Source organism: Salinivirga sp., from assembly GCF_055145285.1.
Window position 1 is genome coordinate 34,830 of record NZ_JBSRDC010000015.1, and the last position, 18,446, is coordinate 53,275.

Below are 18,446 nucleotides of genomic sequence, written 5' to 3' on the forward strand. Positions count from 1 at the left end.
TCAGGATAAGCGGACAAAAAAAATGATGAAACGCAGTGCGCGTAAATCTAAACGAATAAATAACGAAAAGCACCAATTTAATATTTTTGAACGCATAATAAACAGCACAGCTGATTATGGAAAACTTTTTAGAGACTATAATTACGGTTTTAATTGGATTAGGCGCCTTTTTCATCAGCTCACTCCGAAAAAGAAAAGCCCCTAAAAAACAAAACAGTAGTCAGGCCAAGGAAATAGATGATTTTTTCGCCGATGAGACCGATACATTCTCTTCTGATGAAAGAGAGTATGCTGCATATTCTTCCCAGGAAAGGCATACTGTTGATTCAAACCCCCAACCTGAAAAAGAAAGAATAACAACAACAGAGCGATTTTCTACAAAGCCAGCCCCGGATCAGCAAAAAGAAAAGCGTCAGGAAGATTCGTATTATTCTACAGAGAAAAACAAGAAATCCAAAGCTGTTATACAACAGTCCCGGAAGCACAGTTTTAACGCACGAAAGGCAATTATTTATGCCACAATTATTAATCGTAAGTATTTTTAAGAAAATGTTAGAAGTTTGTTAATTTTTATGATACGATTTTTGGATTAATGGGTATTAAATATTTATATTTACCCTTTCATAAATTGGAATGTTCTAAATAAAAATATGTGATTATGTTAAGAAAGATACTCTATGTAGTTCTTGCTCTGATCTCTACAAGTGTTCTTTATGCCCAAACAGGGTCTATAAAGGGGACAGTTACCGATTCAGAGAAAAATGAGCCGGTTCCCTTTGCCAATGTGGTGGTGGAAAGAAACGGGAACCAAATTACGGGTACCATTACTGACGTGAATGGAAATTATACATTAAAACCAGTCCCTGCAGGGCAGTTTACTGTATTGGTTTCATCAGTGGGTTACCAAAAGAAACAAATCAATGGTGTGTTGGTCAATGCTGACAAGATACGATTTCTCGATATTGAAATGGGATCAACATCGGTAAAGCTCGATGAAATTGAAGTTGTCGAGTATAAAGTACCACTGATTGATAAAGATAACACCCAAACAGGTGGTACTGTAACGTCAGATGACATTGAGAAAATGTCAGGACGTTCTGCAGAGTCTGTAGCAGCCACTGTAGGAGGGGTTTATCAGCAAGATGGCGAAGTTAAATCTGTTCGGGGTGCCCGTGAAGAGGCCACAACTTATTATATAGATGGTATAAAGGTCAGGGGTTCAAAAGGCCTACCTAAATCATCAATCGAAGAGGTTTCCGTTGTAACCGGAGGTTTAGCTGCAAAATATGGTGATGCAACGGGTGGTATCATTAGTATTACCACAAAAGGGCCTTCAAGAAATTTCTTCGGTAGCGCTGAGTTAATGACTTCTGTAGATGGATATTTCGACAATCTTGCCGCAGTGAGTCTATCAGGCCCGCTGGTTTCAGTTAAAACTACTAATCCGGATGATCCAACAGAAGTAGTTAAAGAAACTATTGCAGGTTATTTTTTGTCTGCCGAAGCTACTTACACAAAAGATGGCCGACCATTTGCAACCGACATGTGGAAGGTGAAAGATGAAGTAATTGATAACCTGGTGCAAAACCCAATTGTACCGGATCCGTATTCTCCTTCAACAATTCTTTCGGCCCAATATCTCGATAAAGCAGATTTTGAGAAAATCGATGCAAAAGAAAATGCAGACAATTGGGGAGGAAACATATCTGGTAAAATTGATATAAAACCTTTTGAAGGAGCAAATATTACTTTAGGAGGTAACTTAACATATAATGAGAGTAATGCTTTTGTGCGTTCTTATCAGTTTATGAACTCCGATCAGAATCCCCAGACCCGGGATTTAACATGGAGAGCATTTGCACGCTATACACAAAGGTTCCAAAATAGAGAGGCTTCCGAAGAGCAAAAAGCATCGCTGATTAAAAATGCATATTTTACCACACAGATTGACTGGACTCAGCAAAAGGGTGGTTTAGAACATGCTGAATATGGTAATGATTTATTTAAGTATGGCTATTATGGTGAGTATCAAATCCGCTCACTTAATTCATACCAATACGGACATGATACAGCATCAAACTATACAGGATATATACACAACGGTTTTATAGAAACCCTTGATACCATATTATCAACGCCTATTAATGAAGCAGCAAGCAGATATAATGAGCTTTATTATGAAAATTATAATCCAGCTAACAATATCATTCCGCGTTATCCAACAACTACTGACCTCGTTATGGGAGGTGGCTATGAGAACGGCGATGGTTTGTCGGGGATTCAACTAACCGAATTAGGAACAATTGCCGTTCCCGGAACGGTTTATAATGATTTCTATGAGTACGATCAAAGACAGCTTAGAGCTACAATCTCCGGTTCTGCCGATATAGGAAATCATGAAATAAGCGCTGGGGGTGAATTTGAAATGCGTTTTGACCGTCAATATCGTGTTTCACCCTCCGGACTGTGGTCACTTGCTCGCGGATATATGAATGATCACATCTCAGAGCTTGACCTTAACAATCCCGAGCCCGGCTACGTAACAGATGCTAACGGTAACATAATTTATGACCCATATGGCAACCCGGTTTTTAATGATACCGTTAACTACCCGAGGTTGCTTTCAAGAGATAACCAGTATCTATTTGACTTGCGTTTCCGTGAGGCACAAGGAATTGAAGATCCACGCCAGTGGGTGAATATTGATGGATACGATCCGGAAGATATGGATATTGCCTATTTCAGTGCTGATGAGTTGTTTAATAATGGTAACAGCCTCGTTTCATATTATGGATATAACCATAAAGGGGAACAGATTGATCCCAATGTATCTTTTAACGATTTCTTTACAGACTATTTTATTGATGAAGTAGGTAATAGAAGATACAAGCGCGAGATTCCTGTATTTCAACCAATCTACGCAGCAGCATATATTCAGGATAAATTTGCATTTAAAGACCTGGTTTTCAACGTGGGATTGCGCCTGGATTACTATGATTTAAACCAAAAAGTACTGGATGATAAATATACCTTCTTTGAAGCCTATGAAGTAGGAGACGCTGCTGTTAATCCTCAAATAGCTGCAGCTACTCCAGGCAATATCCCCGAAGGAGCTACTATTTATGTACAGGATTATAATGCAGAAGCGGGTAACATGAAATTGAATGGTTTCCGTGACGGTGATACATGGTATACTGCCTCAGGAGAAATTACCAATTCACCAGCCCTCATAGAAGGTGGTAAAGGAATACAGCCTTATCTTAAAAACCCGGCGGGAGACACTGTTGGTAGTCCTGGTTATTTAAATTCATTTACCGATTATAAACCGGAATATGTCTTTATGCCAAGGATTTCCTTCTCATTCCCCATTTCCGACGAGGCTTTGTTTTTTGCACACTACGACATACTTACAAAGCGACCAAACCCTGGTAACTCAAGGTTAAATTATGTCGATTATCTTACTATTTTCTCGCAAAGTGGTTCTGTGCTTAGCAATCCTAATTTGCGTCCTGAAAAAACCATTGATTACGAACTTGGATTCCAACAAAAAGTTGGGAAAACCAGTTCGCTCAAAATCTCGGCATTTTACCGTGAAATGCGTGATATGATTCAGGTAAGAAGTGTTAAAGGTGCTTATCCGGTAGATTATCTTACCTATGATAACTTAGACTTTGGTACCGTAAAAGGTTTGACCACTACATTTGATTTAAGAAGAACCAATAATGTATCATTAAGAGCTTCTTATACATTGCAGTTTGCTAAAGGAACCGGTAGTGATCCTACTACAGCCTTAGCTTTGGTGCAAGCCGGCCAGCCTAACCTGCGAACCATTAAGCCACTTAACTTCGATCAAACACATGCATTTGTGTTTAATTTAGATTATCGCTTCGCTGATGGTGACAATTACAATGGACCAAAATTATTTGGAAAAGATATTCTCGCTAATGCAGGTTTCAATATTGTATTAAATACCGGATCAGGAACACCATACAGTTTAAGAAATGTTGCCAGTGGAACCCTGATAGGACGTATTAACGGTTCCAGAATGCCATGGATGACTACGATGAATATGCGTATTGATAAAGATTTTATAATTACACTCAGTAAAGGAGAAAATGATAACAGAAAACGTATCAATATCAATGTGTATGCTGACATCAGTAATGTGTTAAATACCATGAACATTACCGGAGTTTATTCTAAAACAGGGAACCCCGATGATAATGGATTTTTAACCTATGCCGGTAATCAGAATGAAATAGAGTCGAATATCGATCCGGAGTCTTTCAGAAATTATTATAGATTATATATGAATAATCCTTATAATTATACGATGCCCCGAAGAATTAAATTAGGTGTATTGGTAAGCTTCTAACAAAATGAGAATAAATTATATCACAATGAAAAAACTGAATATCATATTAATATTGATTTTTATATTCTCTTTGGCTGGAAACAGGGGATACGCAGAAAAATACCTGTATGCTAAAAAGGGAAATAAGAAAGAGATAAAAAGTGTAGGAGCAGGATGTTTGCCACCCACATCCAGTCGCTACCTGCAGTTTAATAATGTAAAAGCCATGATTCATAATGGTGGAGACATGTGGTGGGATTTTTCTAATGCCCAATATGTTGTACCTAAGAGTGGACGGGCAAGTGCCCTTTTTGCAGGTTCAATCTGGGTAGGTGGTAAAGATTCCAATGGTCAGTTGAGATTGGCCGGACACAGATTTAGAGGTATTGGAGTTGATTTTTACCCAGGGCCACTGGTTGCAGAAGGACCAAATAAAGGTAATGTCTCTGCAGAAATTTGTACACGCTACGACAGACAGTATTATCTTACTAAATCCATGGTTTCAGAATTTATTGCCTACAGCCAATCGGAGAACCCTGAGGAAGAGTTTCCAAATTATACTGTACCGGAAGTAATTACCAATTGGCCAGCTCACGGACCTACAGAAGATCAGTATGATTATCATCTGGCCCCTTTTAAAGATGTAGACGGGGATGAAACATATGATCCCGGAGCAGGTGATTATCCATATTATATTTTCGATAGCCGCAATTACGATTGTAACACAAGACCTGTAAGAGAAGCTTCGGCGCTGAACAATGAATCAATGCAGTTGTTCGGCGATGCTACTTTATGGTGGGTATATAACGATCGTGGTAATATTCATACAGAAACCCAGGGCGACGCAATTGGAATGGAGTTTCGTGCACAGGCTTTTGCTTTTGCTACCAACGATGAGTTGAACAATATGACATTCTACAATTACCAGATCATTAACAGATCTTCTTTCACCCTTAACGAAGCATTCTTCGGAGTATGGACAGACGCTGATATGGGTTATTATAAAGATGATTATGTTGGTACTGATGTTGTCAGAGGTTTGGGTTACCTGTATAACGGAAGTTTGGTTGATGGTGATGGTGAGCCAACCTCCTATGGAGCAAATCCTCCAGCCGTGGGTATTGACTTTTTCGAGGGACCATATATGGATCCGACACTTGAAGATGACCTTACAAACTGGGGTCCGGACGGCGAGCTGGACTGCGAAACAGGGTATAGGTATACAGCTGGAGGACAAGTGGACACAAGTGAAACAAATGCGAACATTGTATTTAATGGTAATATTAATGGTTTAAACTTTGGCGATGGTATTGCAGATAATGAACGCTGGGGTATGCGCCGTTTTATTTATTTCAATAATGCCGGAGGCGATTATGGTGATCCCACCTATGCGCACGAGTATTATAAATACCTCACGGGATATTGGAAGAATGGTAAAAGAATGAATTATGGCGGAACCGGTTATGATGGCGCTACTGAAATAGATGCAGATTTTATGTTCCCGGGTTTAACAGATAAGTGCGACTGGGGTACAGGTGGAGAAACACCGCCACAAAAGAACTGGACAGAGGAATCAGAAAATAATACGCCTGATGACCGACGTTTTGTGCAGTCAGCCGGACCTTTTACGCTGGAACCCGGAAATGTTAACAATATTACTACTGGTGCTGTATGGGCTCGATCTTACGAAAACTCTTTGTTAGCAAGTGCTGAAAAAGTAAGAAAAGCTGATGATAAGGCACAGGCACTTTTTGAAAATTGTTTTCAACTAATTGATGGCCCGAATGCGCCCGACCTGACCGTTATTCCAATGGATCAAAAGTTTATTGTCCATATTTCAAACCCTACCAGCTCTAATAATTATCTTGAGCAATACGCACAGGAAGATTATTTAAATATTGGTACCGCGTATGAGGATAAAACATATCGTTTCCAGGGATATCAGGTCTACCAGGTACGCGATAAAGACGTTACATTAGACCAATTAAGAGACCCTTCATACGCAAAAATTGTTTTCCAATGTGATTTGAAAGATGATGTCCGTGATTTGGTAAATTTCACATACGATCAGGCTATCGACGGCCATTATCCTACTGTTATGGTTAATGCCAATAACCAGGGTATTAAACATACTTTTGAAATAACACAAGACCATTTTTCCGAAACTTCAGGAGGGCAACTGGTTAACAATAAGGAGTATCATTATGTAGCTATTGCATATGCTTACAATAATTATAAAGACTATAGTCAGACAGATACTGCTGGTTTTGACGGTCAGAAGACACCCTATTTGTCCAGTCGTAAAGCTACAACCGGAGAAATCCCGGTTTATGATGTAATTCCACATCCCCGAAATATGGATAATGGTGGAACAGAATTGAATTCTGATTATGGTATCCAGCCAGCTATCACCAAACTTGAGGGAGACGGTAACGGACAAAATTATTTGCAACTGGCAGAAGGTGTTGAAGATAGTATATTGGCCGGCTACGAACTCAATGGAATAAGATATCAAGAAGGCAATGGTCCCATTAATGTTAAGATTATCGATCCATTAAACGTTTCGCCAGGCACATATTATGTCGGTATCTGCAAGGATTCTGTTCATTTTCCTGCCCCGAATGACAATTACTATCATACGGAAAGTGGGACAGCATACAACACCAGTCCGTTCGATGGTTTAATTCGTGACGGTAAGTGGTTCCTTGCACAGGACGATGGTTTTGGAGGATTCGATACCATAGGAGTATCAAATACATGGATGTCTGAAAAGAATGAAATCTTATTCGATAGCCTCGGTATTTCTATAGATATAAATCAATATGGCTTTCCACTTCATAATTATGAAGCAGATATTTCACTAAAGCATTTAATTCGCTTTGATGTGAATAATGGATTTGTAGGTGCAAACCTATCCTACGAGAATGTGGAGCAACCATGGTTAAACTTTATTCAGGATCAGGATGGGCAAACTTTTTTGAACTGGATTAGAGCCGGGAACACGGTATATACAGACAACCCAATTTGGAGCGATTACAAGGGACTTGATTCTGCTTCATATTATGAAAATGTACTCAACCGCACATGGGCTCCATGGGCACTAACAACGGGGCACACACACGGGCCGCGTTTTCCTGGGGTACCCCTTAGTTTTACCAGTCAGGGTGTGGTTCTGCCAAGTATTAATGTAGTAATTACAAAAGATCAGGATAAATGGACCCGCGTTCCTGTTTTCGAAATGTCTGAAAGTGCTTCGAACAGCCAGGGAGGTGTGAACAAATTTGAGATTCGGGCAGCGCCTTCGCTTAATAAAGCCCTGGAACCTGCAACTGCTGCAGGACCATCGCAAAACCCAGCAGATGCTAATTACGTTAGCGATTCAGGTTGGAGTTGGTTCCCCGGCTATGCAATTGATGTGGGAACAGGTAAAAGATTGAACATGGCCTTTGGAGAATCCAGCTGGTTAGTTGGTTACAATGGGCGTGATATGATATGGAATCCGGTTGAAACTATTATAAGTGAAGACGGAACTTATGTGATGGGAGGTAAACACTATCTCTATGTATTTGCAAGCGATAGTAGTAGCATTGCTGGTAGATATTTACCACCTTATGATAGTGTTTTCCAGTTCCACGACAAACTTGTAAACTCATTACCCGACTACCGACCATTTGTACAGTGGGTTTCAATGCCGCACGTCAGAACCGGTTATAGTTTCGATACTTATGACGATATGCCTGATAATGAAATGCGCATAGAGCTTCGAACTGCTATACCGTATAATCAAGGCCTTGGTAAAGATGCAGTTGACAATCCAAGAAACGCTAATTACCCTCTATATAAATTCACCTTAGATGAATTTGTTCCGATAGTGGGAAGCAGATCTGTTGCTGAAGATGCACTTGAAACTGTAAATGTAGTTCCAAACCCATATTACGGAGGAAATAAATATGAAAGCGGACAGGTTGATTATGTTGTGAAAATTACAAACTTACCACGGACATGTAGTGTGGATATTTATAATATGGCTGGTACGCTGATTCGCTCATATGAAAAAGATAATGCTTCTACCATAATTGAGTGGGATTTGAAAAATAATTCCCGTGTTCCGATTGCCAGTGGTATGTATATTATACATGTAAAAGCACCAGGAATTGGAGAGAAAACACTTAAATGGTTTGGCGTATTGCGTCCGGACGATCTTAGCTCATTCTAATACGTATAAAGAAACTTGTTGATTATGAAAAAGATAACATTTATAATAATTACTGTAATCGGATTAACGATTATTGCTCCTGACATGTACGCTGGAAACGATGACCGTGCAGGTGAAGCAGGAGCCAGTGAGTTACTTTTTAATCCATGGGCTGCATCATCCGGTTTTGCAAATGCTAATGTGGCTTCAATCGAGGGGTTAGAGGGTATATTCCTTAATGTTGCAGGTACAGCTTTTACCCGGAAGACCGAATTAGGATTTACCTATACCGATTACCTGTCAGGTGCCGGTATAGGAATCAATTCTTTTGCGTTTTCGCAGCATGTTGGAGAATCTGGAACATTATCAGGTAGTGTTGTGGCCTACGATTTTGGAGATATTGAGCGTACAACAGTAGAACTACCAGATGGTGACGGTACAACATTTAATCCTTCTTATACCAATATTACAGTGGCCTACGCCCGTGCATTTTCTAATGCAATTTATGGTGGTGCCGCTCTTAAGGTTATAAATGAAGGAATATCAAACGCTAAAGCGACTGGTGTTGCCATCGATGCTGGTATTCAGTATGTTGCTGGCGAAAGAGATCAGTTGCGTTTTGGTGTTACAATGCAAAATGTTGGACCTACCATGAGTTTTAAAGGCGACGGGCTCTCCTTTAAAGGCTATACACCAAGTGGAACACTTCAAACCATCGAATTCAGAGAACGGGAGTTTGAATTGCCTTCTTTAATTAGAATTGGCTTATCTTATGACCTGTTTCTTGCTGAAAACCATAATTTGTTATTGGCAGGAGCCTTTACATCCAATTCTTTTACCAAAGATAATTATCACTTAGGATTAGAATATGGTTTTAGCGATTATCTGCGTATTCGTGGAGGTTATTTGATGGAGAAGGGAACCTTCAATGAAGAAGAACGATCAACTGTATTTACCGGTTTAAATGCTGGTATATCGATAATGGTTCCAATCAATAAAGAGAATGGCTCCAGATTTGCAGTAGATTATTCTTATCGATCTACAGATGCATTCGATGGTGTGCACTCCATAGGTGCAAGAATTATACTGTAAAATCAAACTTAAATATAAAAGAAAAGGATCTCTCATAGGAGATTCTTTTCTTTTCATATAAAGTTGTTTTTATCCTATCCTTATGGGTAGGGTTTGTTGTTTTAAAAACATTACCGCCGCGTAATCGTTAGAATTGTTTATAAAATAAAAGTTGAGCAAAATGTCGAAGTTGAACTATTTAACAGAAGATGGATTAAAAAAATTGAAAGACGAGTTAAACCATCTTAAAAGCGTGGAGCGACCACAAGCTTCTCAGGCAATTGCCGAGGCAAGAGATAAGGGAGACTTGTCTGAAAATGCCGAATATGATGCAGCCAAGGAGGCTCAGGGGCTTCTGGAACTTAAGATATCTAAAATGGAACAAATAATCCAGAATTCCAGGATTATAGATGAGTCTAAAATTGATTATTCCAAAGTACAGATTATGACCAAAATCAAAATCCGGAATACAAAAAATAATGCTGAGATGGAATATTCAATTGTATCAGAGTCAGAAGCCGATTTAAAAAAGGGGAAAATTGCTGTCAATACCCCAATAGCCAAAGGACTATTAGGTAAAAAAGTCGGTGAGAAATCTGTCGTTACCGCTCCTGCTGGTAACATGGAATTTGAAATCCTCGATATTTCACCAATGTCATAAAAGTTAATATTATGGAAACAATTTTTAGTAAAATCGTTAAAGGAGATATTCCTGCTCATAAAGTTTATGAGGACGATCAATTTCTTGCTTTTTTAGATATTGCACCTTTAAAGAAAGGGCATACACTCGTGATTCCTAAAAGAGCTGAAGACTATCTTTTTGACCTCGATGACCAGGAGCTCGCAAAAATGATAATTGTTTCTAAAAAAGTAGCAAAAGCTATTCAAAAGGTATTCCCATGTGAGAAAGTTGGTGTAGCAGTTTTGGGTCTTGAGGTTCCTCATGCCCATATCCATCTGGTTCCGCTTGAATCAGAGCAGGATATTAATTTTGCTAATCCTAAACTTAAACTTACTCAGGAAGAAATGGCAGATATTGCCGGAAAATTGCAGACTCAGATCTAAAAACCCTTCACAATACCTAAATTTCTTTTAGTTAAGTGCTAATGTTGCATCTTTGGAGGTGTGATTGTCAGGCTCATACATACATTATCAGGTTTTTGTTGTTATTAAGTATGGTACTCTTGCTCTATTTTCATTTTTTAGCAGATTTGGATATGAGATATAAGAGAAAACAAAACCTCTAAATATCAAATTAGGGTAGCACTGACAATATTTCCTCAAGTATATATAAATTTTCTTTAATCTTTCTAAATTTATATAAAAAGGCTAACTTCATCTTGTCATAAAATCAAAATTGCCGACAAATGAAAAAAACTTTATTACTGATTTTGATGACTTTGATTTCTCTTGGAATTTTTAGTCAGGGAATTAATACGGACTACTATAAATATGGTGCAAGTCCATCTGTGCTACCAGATTTTTTATTGCATTCTACTGAAACCGGACCTCTTATGATTGGCGTTTCTGATCCGGATATGGATTCAGCAAAAGCAGTGGATCAGGCAGTAAAGCGAGCACGATCACTCTTGTATTTATCACAAAACGCACATGTAAGATCGTTATTTGATTATTATCTTGGCGAAGAGTATTCGGGGAGTGGAGGTACATTTCAGTCATTTGTGCAATTAGCCGTACACGATTCTGTTTTTCCTGAATATACGGTCATCGATACTTTTTTTACAAGGTTCCAGGAGGCCATTGTCCGCATACAACCTCAAAATGATGAATTAGAATTTGGTTTTACTATTGGGAAATCATATGATATTCGTATGGAGAAATTTAGAATGGAATATGAGTGGGGTGGCGCTACAGTGTATCAGGATCAAACAGAGATGGAGATTCGTTACTCTGACTCAGTTTTGTGTACAGATCTTGTTTCTGTTTATCAATATGCTGAACAATTTGAGGTTTATAGTGCTGTTAATGGAGAAGAACGCTTTTTTCCAATTTTACGTTATAATTATGTGCAACAGGAAAATGGCAAGCAACAATATTTTAAATACGGCCTTTGGGTGCATATAATGAATCGGTTTATCCAGGAAATTGCCAATGAATCCAGAAAAATGCGGGAAAAGGTGAAAAAAACCAGCGAAACATACAAAATCAATACGTCTTTAAGCCAGGGGGTTACCTCTAACCTGGTTACTTTCCAGATTAGAGATATTAACCTGATTAATGGAAATGTGGAAATTGATTTGAATGTTGAATTTCTTGAGTATTAGTTTTTGTCGATGTTATTTGCCTAATTTTTTGATGGCCAACTCAATCCTTTCCAGGGTATTGTCACGACCAATTAATTCAATAATTTTAAAAAGGTCCGGGCCTTTTGCTCCACCCACTATGGATAATCTTAGTCCGCTCATCACGGCACCAAAGCCTAATTCATGTGCATTAATGTAATCAGAAACCTGTTGTTTTAACTCCTCTGCCTGCCAATTGTCTGTACCAGCTAAAATACCTTTTATAACTTCAATAGCTTGAGGTACATTGTTTTTCCATCGCTTTTTTACAACTTTAGCATCATAATCCTGGGGTGCATGGAAGAAAAAGTAGCTTTGATCCCATAATTCATGTACAAAGTTTACACGTTCTCTTACCACCTCAACTATTTCATTTAAAATATTGAAGTCGTAGTTGATGCCTTTTTTATCCAATTTTTCCGAAAATGTTTTTGTTATTTCTTTTACAGGTTTGCTTTGTAAATATTGATGATTGAACCATTTTGCTTTTTCAGGGTCAAAGCGCGCACCGCCTTTTTGAACTTTACCCAAATCAAATTGGTCAATTAATTCTGATTTGCTCAAAATTTCCTGGTCATTACCCGGATTCCACCCCAACAAGGCAAGCATATTTACAAATGCTTCAGGGAAATACCCATCTTCCCGATACCCTGCAGCTACCTCTCCGTCTTTACCGTGCCATTGAAGTGGAAATACAGGGAACCCCATTTTTTCTCCATCCCGCTTACTAAGTTTACCTTTTCCGGTTGGCTTTAGCAACAAAGGAAGATGAGCAAATTCCGGTTTTTCCGTTCCCCATCCAAAGGCTTCGTAAAGCAAATAGTGTAATGCCAGCGAAGGAAGCCATTCTTCTCCCCGAATAACATGACTAATCTGCATCAAGTGGTCGTCTACAATATTGGCCAGATGGTAAGTGGGTAACCCGTCAGACTTAAATAAAACTTTATCATCAAGTGTGTTGGTATTTACTTTCATTTCCCCTCTAACAACATCATTCATTTCTACCGTTTTATCTTCTGGCATTTTAAACCGAATCACGTAAGGCTCGCCTTTTCCTATTCTTGTTTTTACCTCTGTTTCAGATAGCGTCAATGAATTAACCATTCTTTTCCGCTCTTCCTGGTTGTAAGTAAAAGTTTTTCCTTCGGCCTCATATTTTTGTCTGCGATCGGCAATTTCTTCCGGTGTGTCAAAAGCATAATATGCCATGCCATTTTGGATGAGCTGTTCTGCATATTTGCGGTAAATGTTTTTTCGTTCCGACTGTTTGTAGGGGCATGCTGGTCCACCTTTGGTGTAACCTTCGTCGATTTCAATACCGCACCACTCCAACGCTTCCACAATGTAATCTTCTGCACCGGCTACATAGCGGTTTTGGTCGGTGTCTTCAATCCTCAGAATAAAGGTACCATTGTGCTTTTTGGCAAATAAATAGTTGAATAAAGCGGTTCTTACTCCTCCAATATGTAAAGGCCCTGTTGGGCTTGGGGCAAATCTTACTCGTACAGTCATAAATTTTGAACTTTTTTAATTGAAAAATTCTTCGTTTAACGATTCTCTATCGATTGTGGTTTCAGCGTCATTTTCTCCGCAATCCAGATTCATGTTAAAATTTTCAGGAACAGCAAAAGTATCTTTTGGTGAGATGTGCAATTCTTCATCGGCAAAAACCTTTTGCATAAAGAGGCCGTAAACTGGCAGTGCCATATTGGCGCCCTGACCCAGTGAAATGCCATCGAAATGAATCGATCTTTCCTCACCACCGGTCCAGACTCCTGCTACCAGTTCAGGAACTATGCCCATGAACCATCCATCTGATTGGTTATTGGTTGTGCCTGTTTTTCCTGCAATTTCACCTTCAAGCTCATACTTATATCTGAGTCGAATACTGGTTCCTTCATTTACCACGTTTTGTAGCAGGCTTAGCATTAAATAGGCTGCGTTTTCTGATATGGCTTCATTTTTACGGGCTTTAAAGCGTGCCAGTTCATTACCATTTTTATCTTCTATATGTGTAATAAATAAAGGTGTAGCATGTATTCCTTTATTCGCATAAGTGGTATAGGCACTTACCATTTCATAAAGACTAAGATCGGCTGATCCCAGTGCAATTGCTGGCACTTCGGGAATGTGGCTATTAACACCCATTAAGCGTGTGATATCAATTACTGCTTTGGGTTTAAATTTTTGTATAAGCCATGCTGAAAGATTATTGATAGAATGGGCAAGCCCGGTTTTCAGGGTAATATTTTTTCGTTTAAAACGATCGGGCCCTACACTTTCAGGTGTCCATGTTTCACCTGTCGGGAGCGATATGGTTACTGGCACATTAGGCACCCTGTAACATGGAGAATAACCTTCTTGCATGGCCAGGGTGTACAGAAACGGTTTAAAGGTAGAGCCTACCTGTCTTCTGCCTCCCGTAACGTGATCAAACTTGAAGTGTTTGAAATTAATACCTCCAACATAAGCTTTCACATGGCCATTGTGTGGGTTTACAGCCATAAATCCACTGTGAAGGTAATATTTATAGTAAAGCAAGGAATCCCATGGTGTCATTACTGTATCAATTTCGCCATCATAACTGAAAACAGACATTTCAACTGGTTTGTGAAATGCAGCTTTAATCTCTTTTTTTGATTTGCCGCGATTTTTCATATTCCAGTATCTGGTACTCCGGCGCATTGAGTTTTTCATGATCTGGTCAATCTGTGTTCTATCCAAATCCTCACTAAATGGCCCTTTTGAATTATATTTTTTTTCTTCAAAAAAGGCTTTTTGCAGATCCTGACTAAGGTGTTCATGCATTGCTTCTTCAGCATGTTTTTGCATACGGGAGTCAATTGTTGTGTAGATCTTTAACCCGTCTTGGTACAAATTGTAGCGTTCTCCATCAGGTTTGAAATTTTTGTTACACCAACCATAAACCGGATCATCGACCCATTTGGCTGAATCTTTCGAAAACTCCTCCTGATTAGTGTATTCCTGTTCAAAAGGGTTGGATTTGTTAAGTTTCAGACGTAAATATTCGCGGAGGTAGGTAGCCAGACCGACGTTGTGATCCTGGACTTTAAAATCCAGCTCTACTGGTTTTTCAGATAGAGTATCGTAAGATGTTTGTGATATGAACTCATATTTACGCATTTGACTGAGCACAATATTACGACGGTCTTTTGCCCGGTCTGGGTGTCTCACCGGACTGTAAAAGGAAGGAGCCTTAAGTACACCGACTAAAGTTGCAGCCTCATTTAAATTAAGTTTTTTCGGTGTTTTATTAAAAAAGGTTTTTGCGGCTGATTTAATTCCGTAGGAATGATACCCAAAATATACTGTATTGAGATACATTACAAGGATTTCTTCTTTTGTGTAATTTCGCTCGAGTTTAACGGCAGTTACCCATTCCTTGAATTTTATCAACGTTAAATTAGCGTAATAAGATAATTTTGAATTATATGAAGTTGTATTCCTTGGAAACAGGTTTTTAGCAAGCTGTTGAGTAATGGTACTTCCACCTCCCTTAAGCGACCCTGTCATTACGCCGTATAAAACGCGCATTAATGCAATTCCGTCAATTCCTGCATGCCGTTCAAAACGGTAATCTTCAGTGGCAATCAGGGCATTTACAATATTAGGCGAGAGGTCATCAAAATTAATGTAGGTCCTGTTTTGAATGTAGTAATTACCGAATGCAACCTTATCTGCAGAATATATCTGAGATGCAATATTGTTCTCCGGATTTTCCAGGTCCTCAAAGGTGGGCATAAACCCCATTTTCCCCGTTGCTATTAGCGTGAAAAATATGATAAAACCTAAGATTGGTACAATAATAATTGACCAAAATATGATAAGGTATTTTCTGAATTTGTTTTTATGTTCATTTTGGTTTTCTTGTGTTGCCATATCGCTCAAATTTTCTAAAAATTTCAACTAATCACCTTATCAAAGTGTTAGCCCACTGTTTATGAAATAATTTGTAATCAATGATTATGCAAAAATAAGTTTAAAAAGTAACATATAGCTAAAATGAGTTGAAAAATTCAGTGAACCAGCTTTGTGTGTTCTTATGTGCAAGCACATAAACAAAACTTAAATTTGGAAAAAAAAATAAAATTTGATAAGACTAATTGTTTTCTGTTATTTTTGTGCCCTGAAGTGATAACGTAATTTTGCTTAATATATGATTAAAAATCTGGTAATTGTCGAGTCCCCGGCTAAGGCAAAAACAATAGAGAAGTTTCTTGGTAAGGATTATACCGTGAAAAGTAGTTACGGACATATCCGCGATTTGGCCAAGAAAGATTTGGGTATTGATAAGGAAAAAGGATATAAACCTAAATATCTTCAATCCCCGGACAAAAAGAATGTAATTAAAGAGTTGCGAGAGGCCAGTAAAGAGGCCGATATGGTATGGCTTGCTTCCGATGAAGACCGGGAAGGAGAGGCTATTGCCTGGCATTTGTTCGAGGTGCTTAAACTGGACAAAGAAAAAACACGCCGGATTGTATTTCATGAAATAACTCCTAAAGCCATCAAAAACGCCATTGAAAACCCACGGGAAATTGATTATAATTTGGTCAATGCCCAACAGGCGCGACGTATATTGGATCGACTTGTAGGCTTTGAGTTGTCCCCGCTTCTGTGGAAAAAAGTTAAGCCATCGCTCTCAGCCGGCAGGGTTCAGTCTGTTGCTGTCAGGCTTTTAGTAGAACGTGAAAGAGAAATAATTGCCTTCAAACCAGATTACTCATATAAAGTTCAGGCCACATTTTCTGATCAGCAAGGTAAACACAAGCTTAATGCTGAATTGAATAAACGCCTACCCGAAGAGAATGATGTCAAGGAGTTCTTTGAGAAAATAAAAGAACAGCAGTTCAAAGTTTTAAGTGTGCAAAAGAAACCTGCACAAAAATCGCCGGCAGCACCATTTACCACATCAACTTTGCAACAAGAAGCTGCAAGAAAGTTTGGGTTTTCTGTTTCACAAACAATGACCCTCGCACAAAGACTCTATGAGGCTGGTTACATTACATACATGAGAACGGACTCGGTGAACCTGTCGAATGATGCTATTGCTTCAGCTGCAGAACAAATTACTCAGCTATATGGCGACAAATATCAGAAGACCAGGAGATATGCCACCAAATCAAAAGGGGCACAGGAAGCTCACGAGGCCATAAGACCCACATATTTACAAAAGCAATCGGTTGATGCCGCTTCTGGAGAACAAAAACTGTATTCGTTGATTTGGAAAAGAACCATCGCATCGCAAATGTCCAATGCGCAGTTAGAGAAAACTACCATCAATATACCAGTTGAACATAACAATTCCTATAAGTTCGTTGCTCAGGGAGAAGTATTGCTGTTCGATGGATTTTTGAAAGTGTATATGGAGTCGCGTGATGAAGAAGAAAATCAGGAAGATAAAGGATTGCTTCCTCCCATTAAAGAACAGGAAAGTTTAGACCTCCTGTATTCCAAAGCATTGCAGCGTTATACATCGCAACCACCACGATATACTGAAGCGAGTCTGGTTAAGAAACTCGAGGAATTAGGCATCGGTAGACCTTCTACATATGCCCCAACCATTTCTACAGTACAGAAACGTAATTATGTAGTTAAAGAAGATCGCACAGGTAAACAAAGACCTATAAAGGAGATTGAACTTAAAGACCGCGAGATTATATCCCGGCAAAAAGAGGAAACCTATGGCAGTGAAAAAAGTAAATTGTTCCCCACTGATGTAGGTATGGTTGTAAACGATTACCTGACGGAGTATTTTAAAAATGTCATGGATTATAGTTTTACAGCTGATGTCGAAAAAGAATTTGACCGCATTGCTGAGGGTAATCGCAAGTGGAGTGCAATGATAGATGAGTTTTATCAACCGTTCCATCAAAAAGTAGCGTATGCCGAAGAAAATTCAGAGCGGAAAGCAGGTGAGCGAATTCTGGGGGAAGACCCAAAGTCAGGGAAACCCGTGATGGTAAGGATTGGAAAATATGGTCCCATGGCGCAAATTGGCACTGTAGATGATGAAGAAAAGCCACAATTTGCCTCACTTCGAAGCGAACAGCATTTGGAAACTATTACCCTTGAGGAAGCTTTAGATTTATTCAAGTTGCCGCGCAACCTGGGCGAATATGAAGGTAAAACAGTGACTGTATCGGTAGGTAGGTTTGGACCCTACGTACGCCACGATGGGCTCTTTGCAAGCCTTAAAAAAGAAGATGATCCGTATACCATCGAGTTCGATCGGGCTGTTGAGCTTATTAAAGATAAACGAGAAGCCGATGCTAAAAAACACATCAAAACTTTTGATGAAAAGGAGAAAATTAAGGTGCAGAATGGAAAATACGGACCATATATTACGCATAAACGGAAGAATTATCGAATACCCAAATCTGTTGATCCTGAAAAGCTAACTTATGAAGATTGCCTTGAGATAATTGAAAAAGGCAAGAATAAAAAAACAAGAAAAACTAAAAAGAAATAATTCATCAGAAGCTTTCACTTAATGCAGAAA

The 18,446-nt window shown here is 38.9% G+C and carries 10 protein-coding genes; 8 read left to right on the forward strand and 2 right to left on the reverse strand.

The features are described 5' to 3' along the window. The first annotated feature begins 116 nt into the window (after positions 1–116). The 7 genes from ACTB0Y_RS02755 to ACTB0Y_RS02785 all read left to right on the forward strand — a co-directional run bounded on the left by ACTB0Y_RS02755 (position 117) and on the right by ACTB0Y_RS02785 (position 11,905). Complete coding sequence (locus ACTB0Y_RS02755) at positions 117–545, forward strand: hypothetical protein (protein ID WP_463205263.1); 429 nt, start codon at positions 117–119, stop codon at positions 543–545. A 113-nt stretch (positions 546–658) separates the two neighbouring features. Continuing rightward, positions 659–4,375, forward strand: coding sequence for a carboxypeptidase-like regulatory domain-containing protein (locus tag ACTB0Y_RS02760; protein WP_463205264.1), 3,717 nt, complete (start codon positions 659–661; stop codon positions 4,373–4,375). 25 nt (positions 4,376–4,400) lie between these two features. Further along, complete coding sequence (locus ACTB0Y_RS02765) at positions 4,401–8,570, forward strand: T9SS type A sorting domain-containing protein (RefSeq protein ID WP_463205265.1); 4,170 nt, start codon at positions 4,401–4,403, stop codon at positions 8,568–8,570. A 24-nt stretch (positions 8,571–8,594) separates the two neighbouring features. Then, a complete protein-coding gene (locus ACTB0Y_RS02770) occupies positions 8,595–9,641 on the forward strand; it encodes a PorV/PorQ family protein (RefSeq protein WP_463205266.1) in 1,047 nt (348 codons plus the stop codon). A gap of 160 nt (positions 9,642–9,801) precedes the next feature. Next, on the forward strand, positions 9,802–10,281 hold the full coding sequence (gene greA / locus ACTB0Y_RS02775) for a transcription elongation factor GreA (protein WP_463205267.1): 480 nt from the start codon (positions 9,802–9,804) through the stop codon (positions 10,279–10,281). A gap of 11 nt (positions 10,282–10,292) precedes the next feature. Then, positions 10,293–10,685 (forward strand): HIT family protein, encoded by a 393-nt coding sequence (locus tag ACTB0Y_RS02780; RefSeq protein ID WP_463205268.1) that lies wholly within the window; start codon positions 10,293–10,295, stop codon positions 10,683–10,685. 302 nt (positions 10,686–10,987) lie between these two features. Then, the gene (locus ACTB0Y_RS02785; protein WP_463205269.1) at positions 10,988–11,905 is read left to right on the forward strand and encodes a hypothetical protein; all 918 of its coding nucleotides are present in this window, start codon (positions 10,988–10,990) and stop codon (positions 11,903–11,905) included. A 12-nt stretch (positions 11,906–11,917) separates the two neighbouring features. Here the strand turns inward: ACTB0Y_RS02785 and gltX are convergent, their stop codons facing one another. Together gltX and ACTB0Y_RS02795 are read right to left on the reverse strand one after the other, a co-directional pair. Further along, on the reverse strand, positions 11,918–13,435 hold the full coding sequence (gene gltX, locus ACTB0Y_RS02790; protein WP_463205270.1) for a glutamate--tRNA ligase: 1,518 nt from the start codon (positions 13,433–13,435) through the stop codon (positions 11,918–11,920). Between the two features lie 15 nt (positions 13,436–13,450). After that, a complete protein-coding gene (locus ACTB0Y_RS02795; protein WP_463205271.1) occupies positions 13,451–15,823 on the reverse strand; it encodes a transglycosylase domain-containing protein in 2,373 nt (790 codons plus the stop codon). Between the two features lie 277 nt (positions 15,824–16,100). Here ACTB0Y_RS02795 and topA point away from each other — a divergent pair, with 277 nt between their 5' ends. Next, positions 16,101–18,416, forward strand: a complete 2,316-nt coding sequence (gene topA, locus ACTB0Y_RS02800; protein ID WP_463205272.1) for a type I DNA topoisomerase — start codon at positions 16,101–16,103, stop codon at positions 18,414–18,416. The last annotated feature ends 30 nt before the right edge of the window (positions 18,417–18,446 follow it).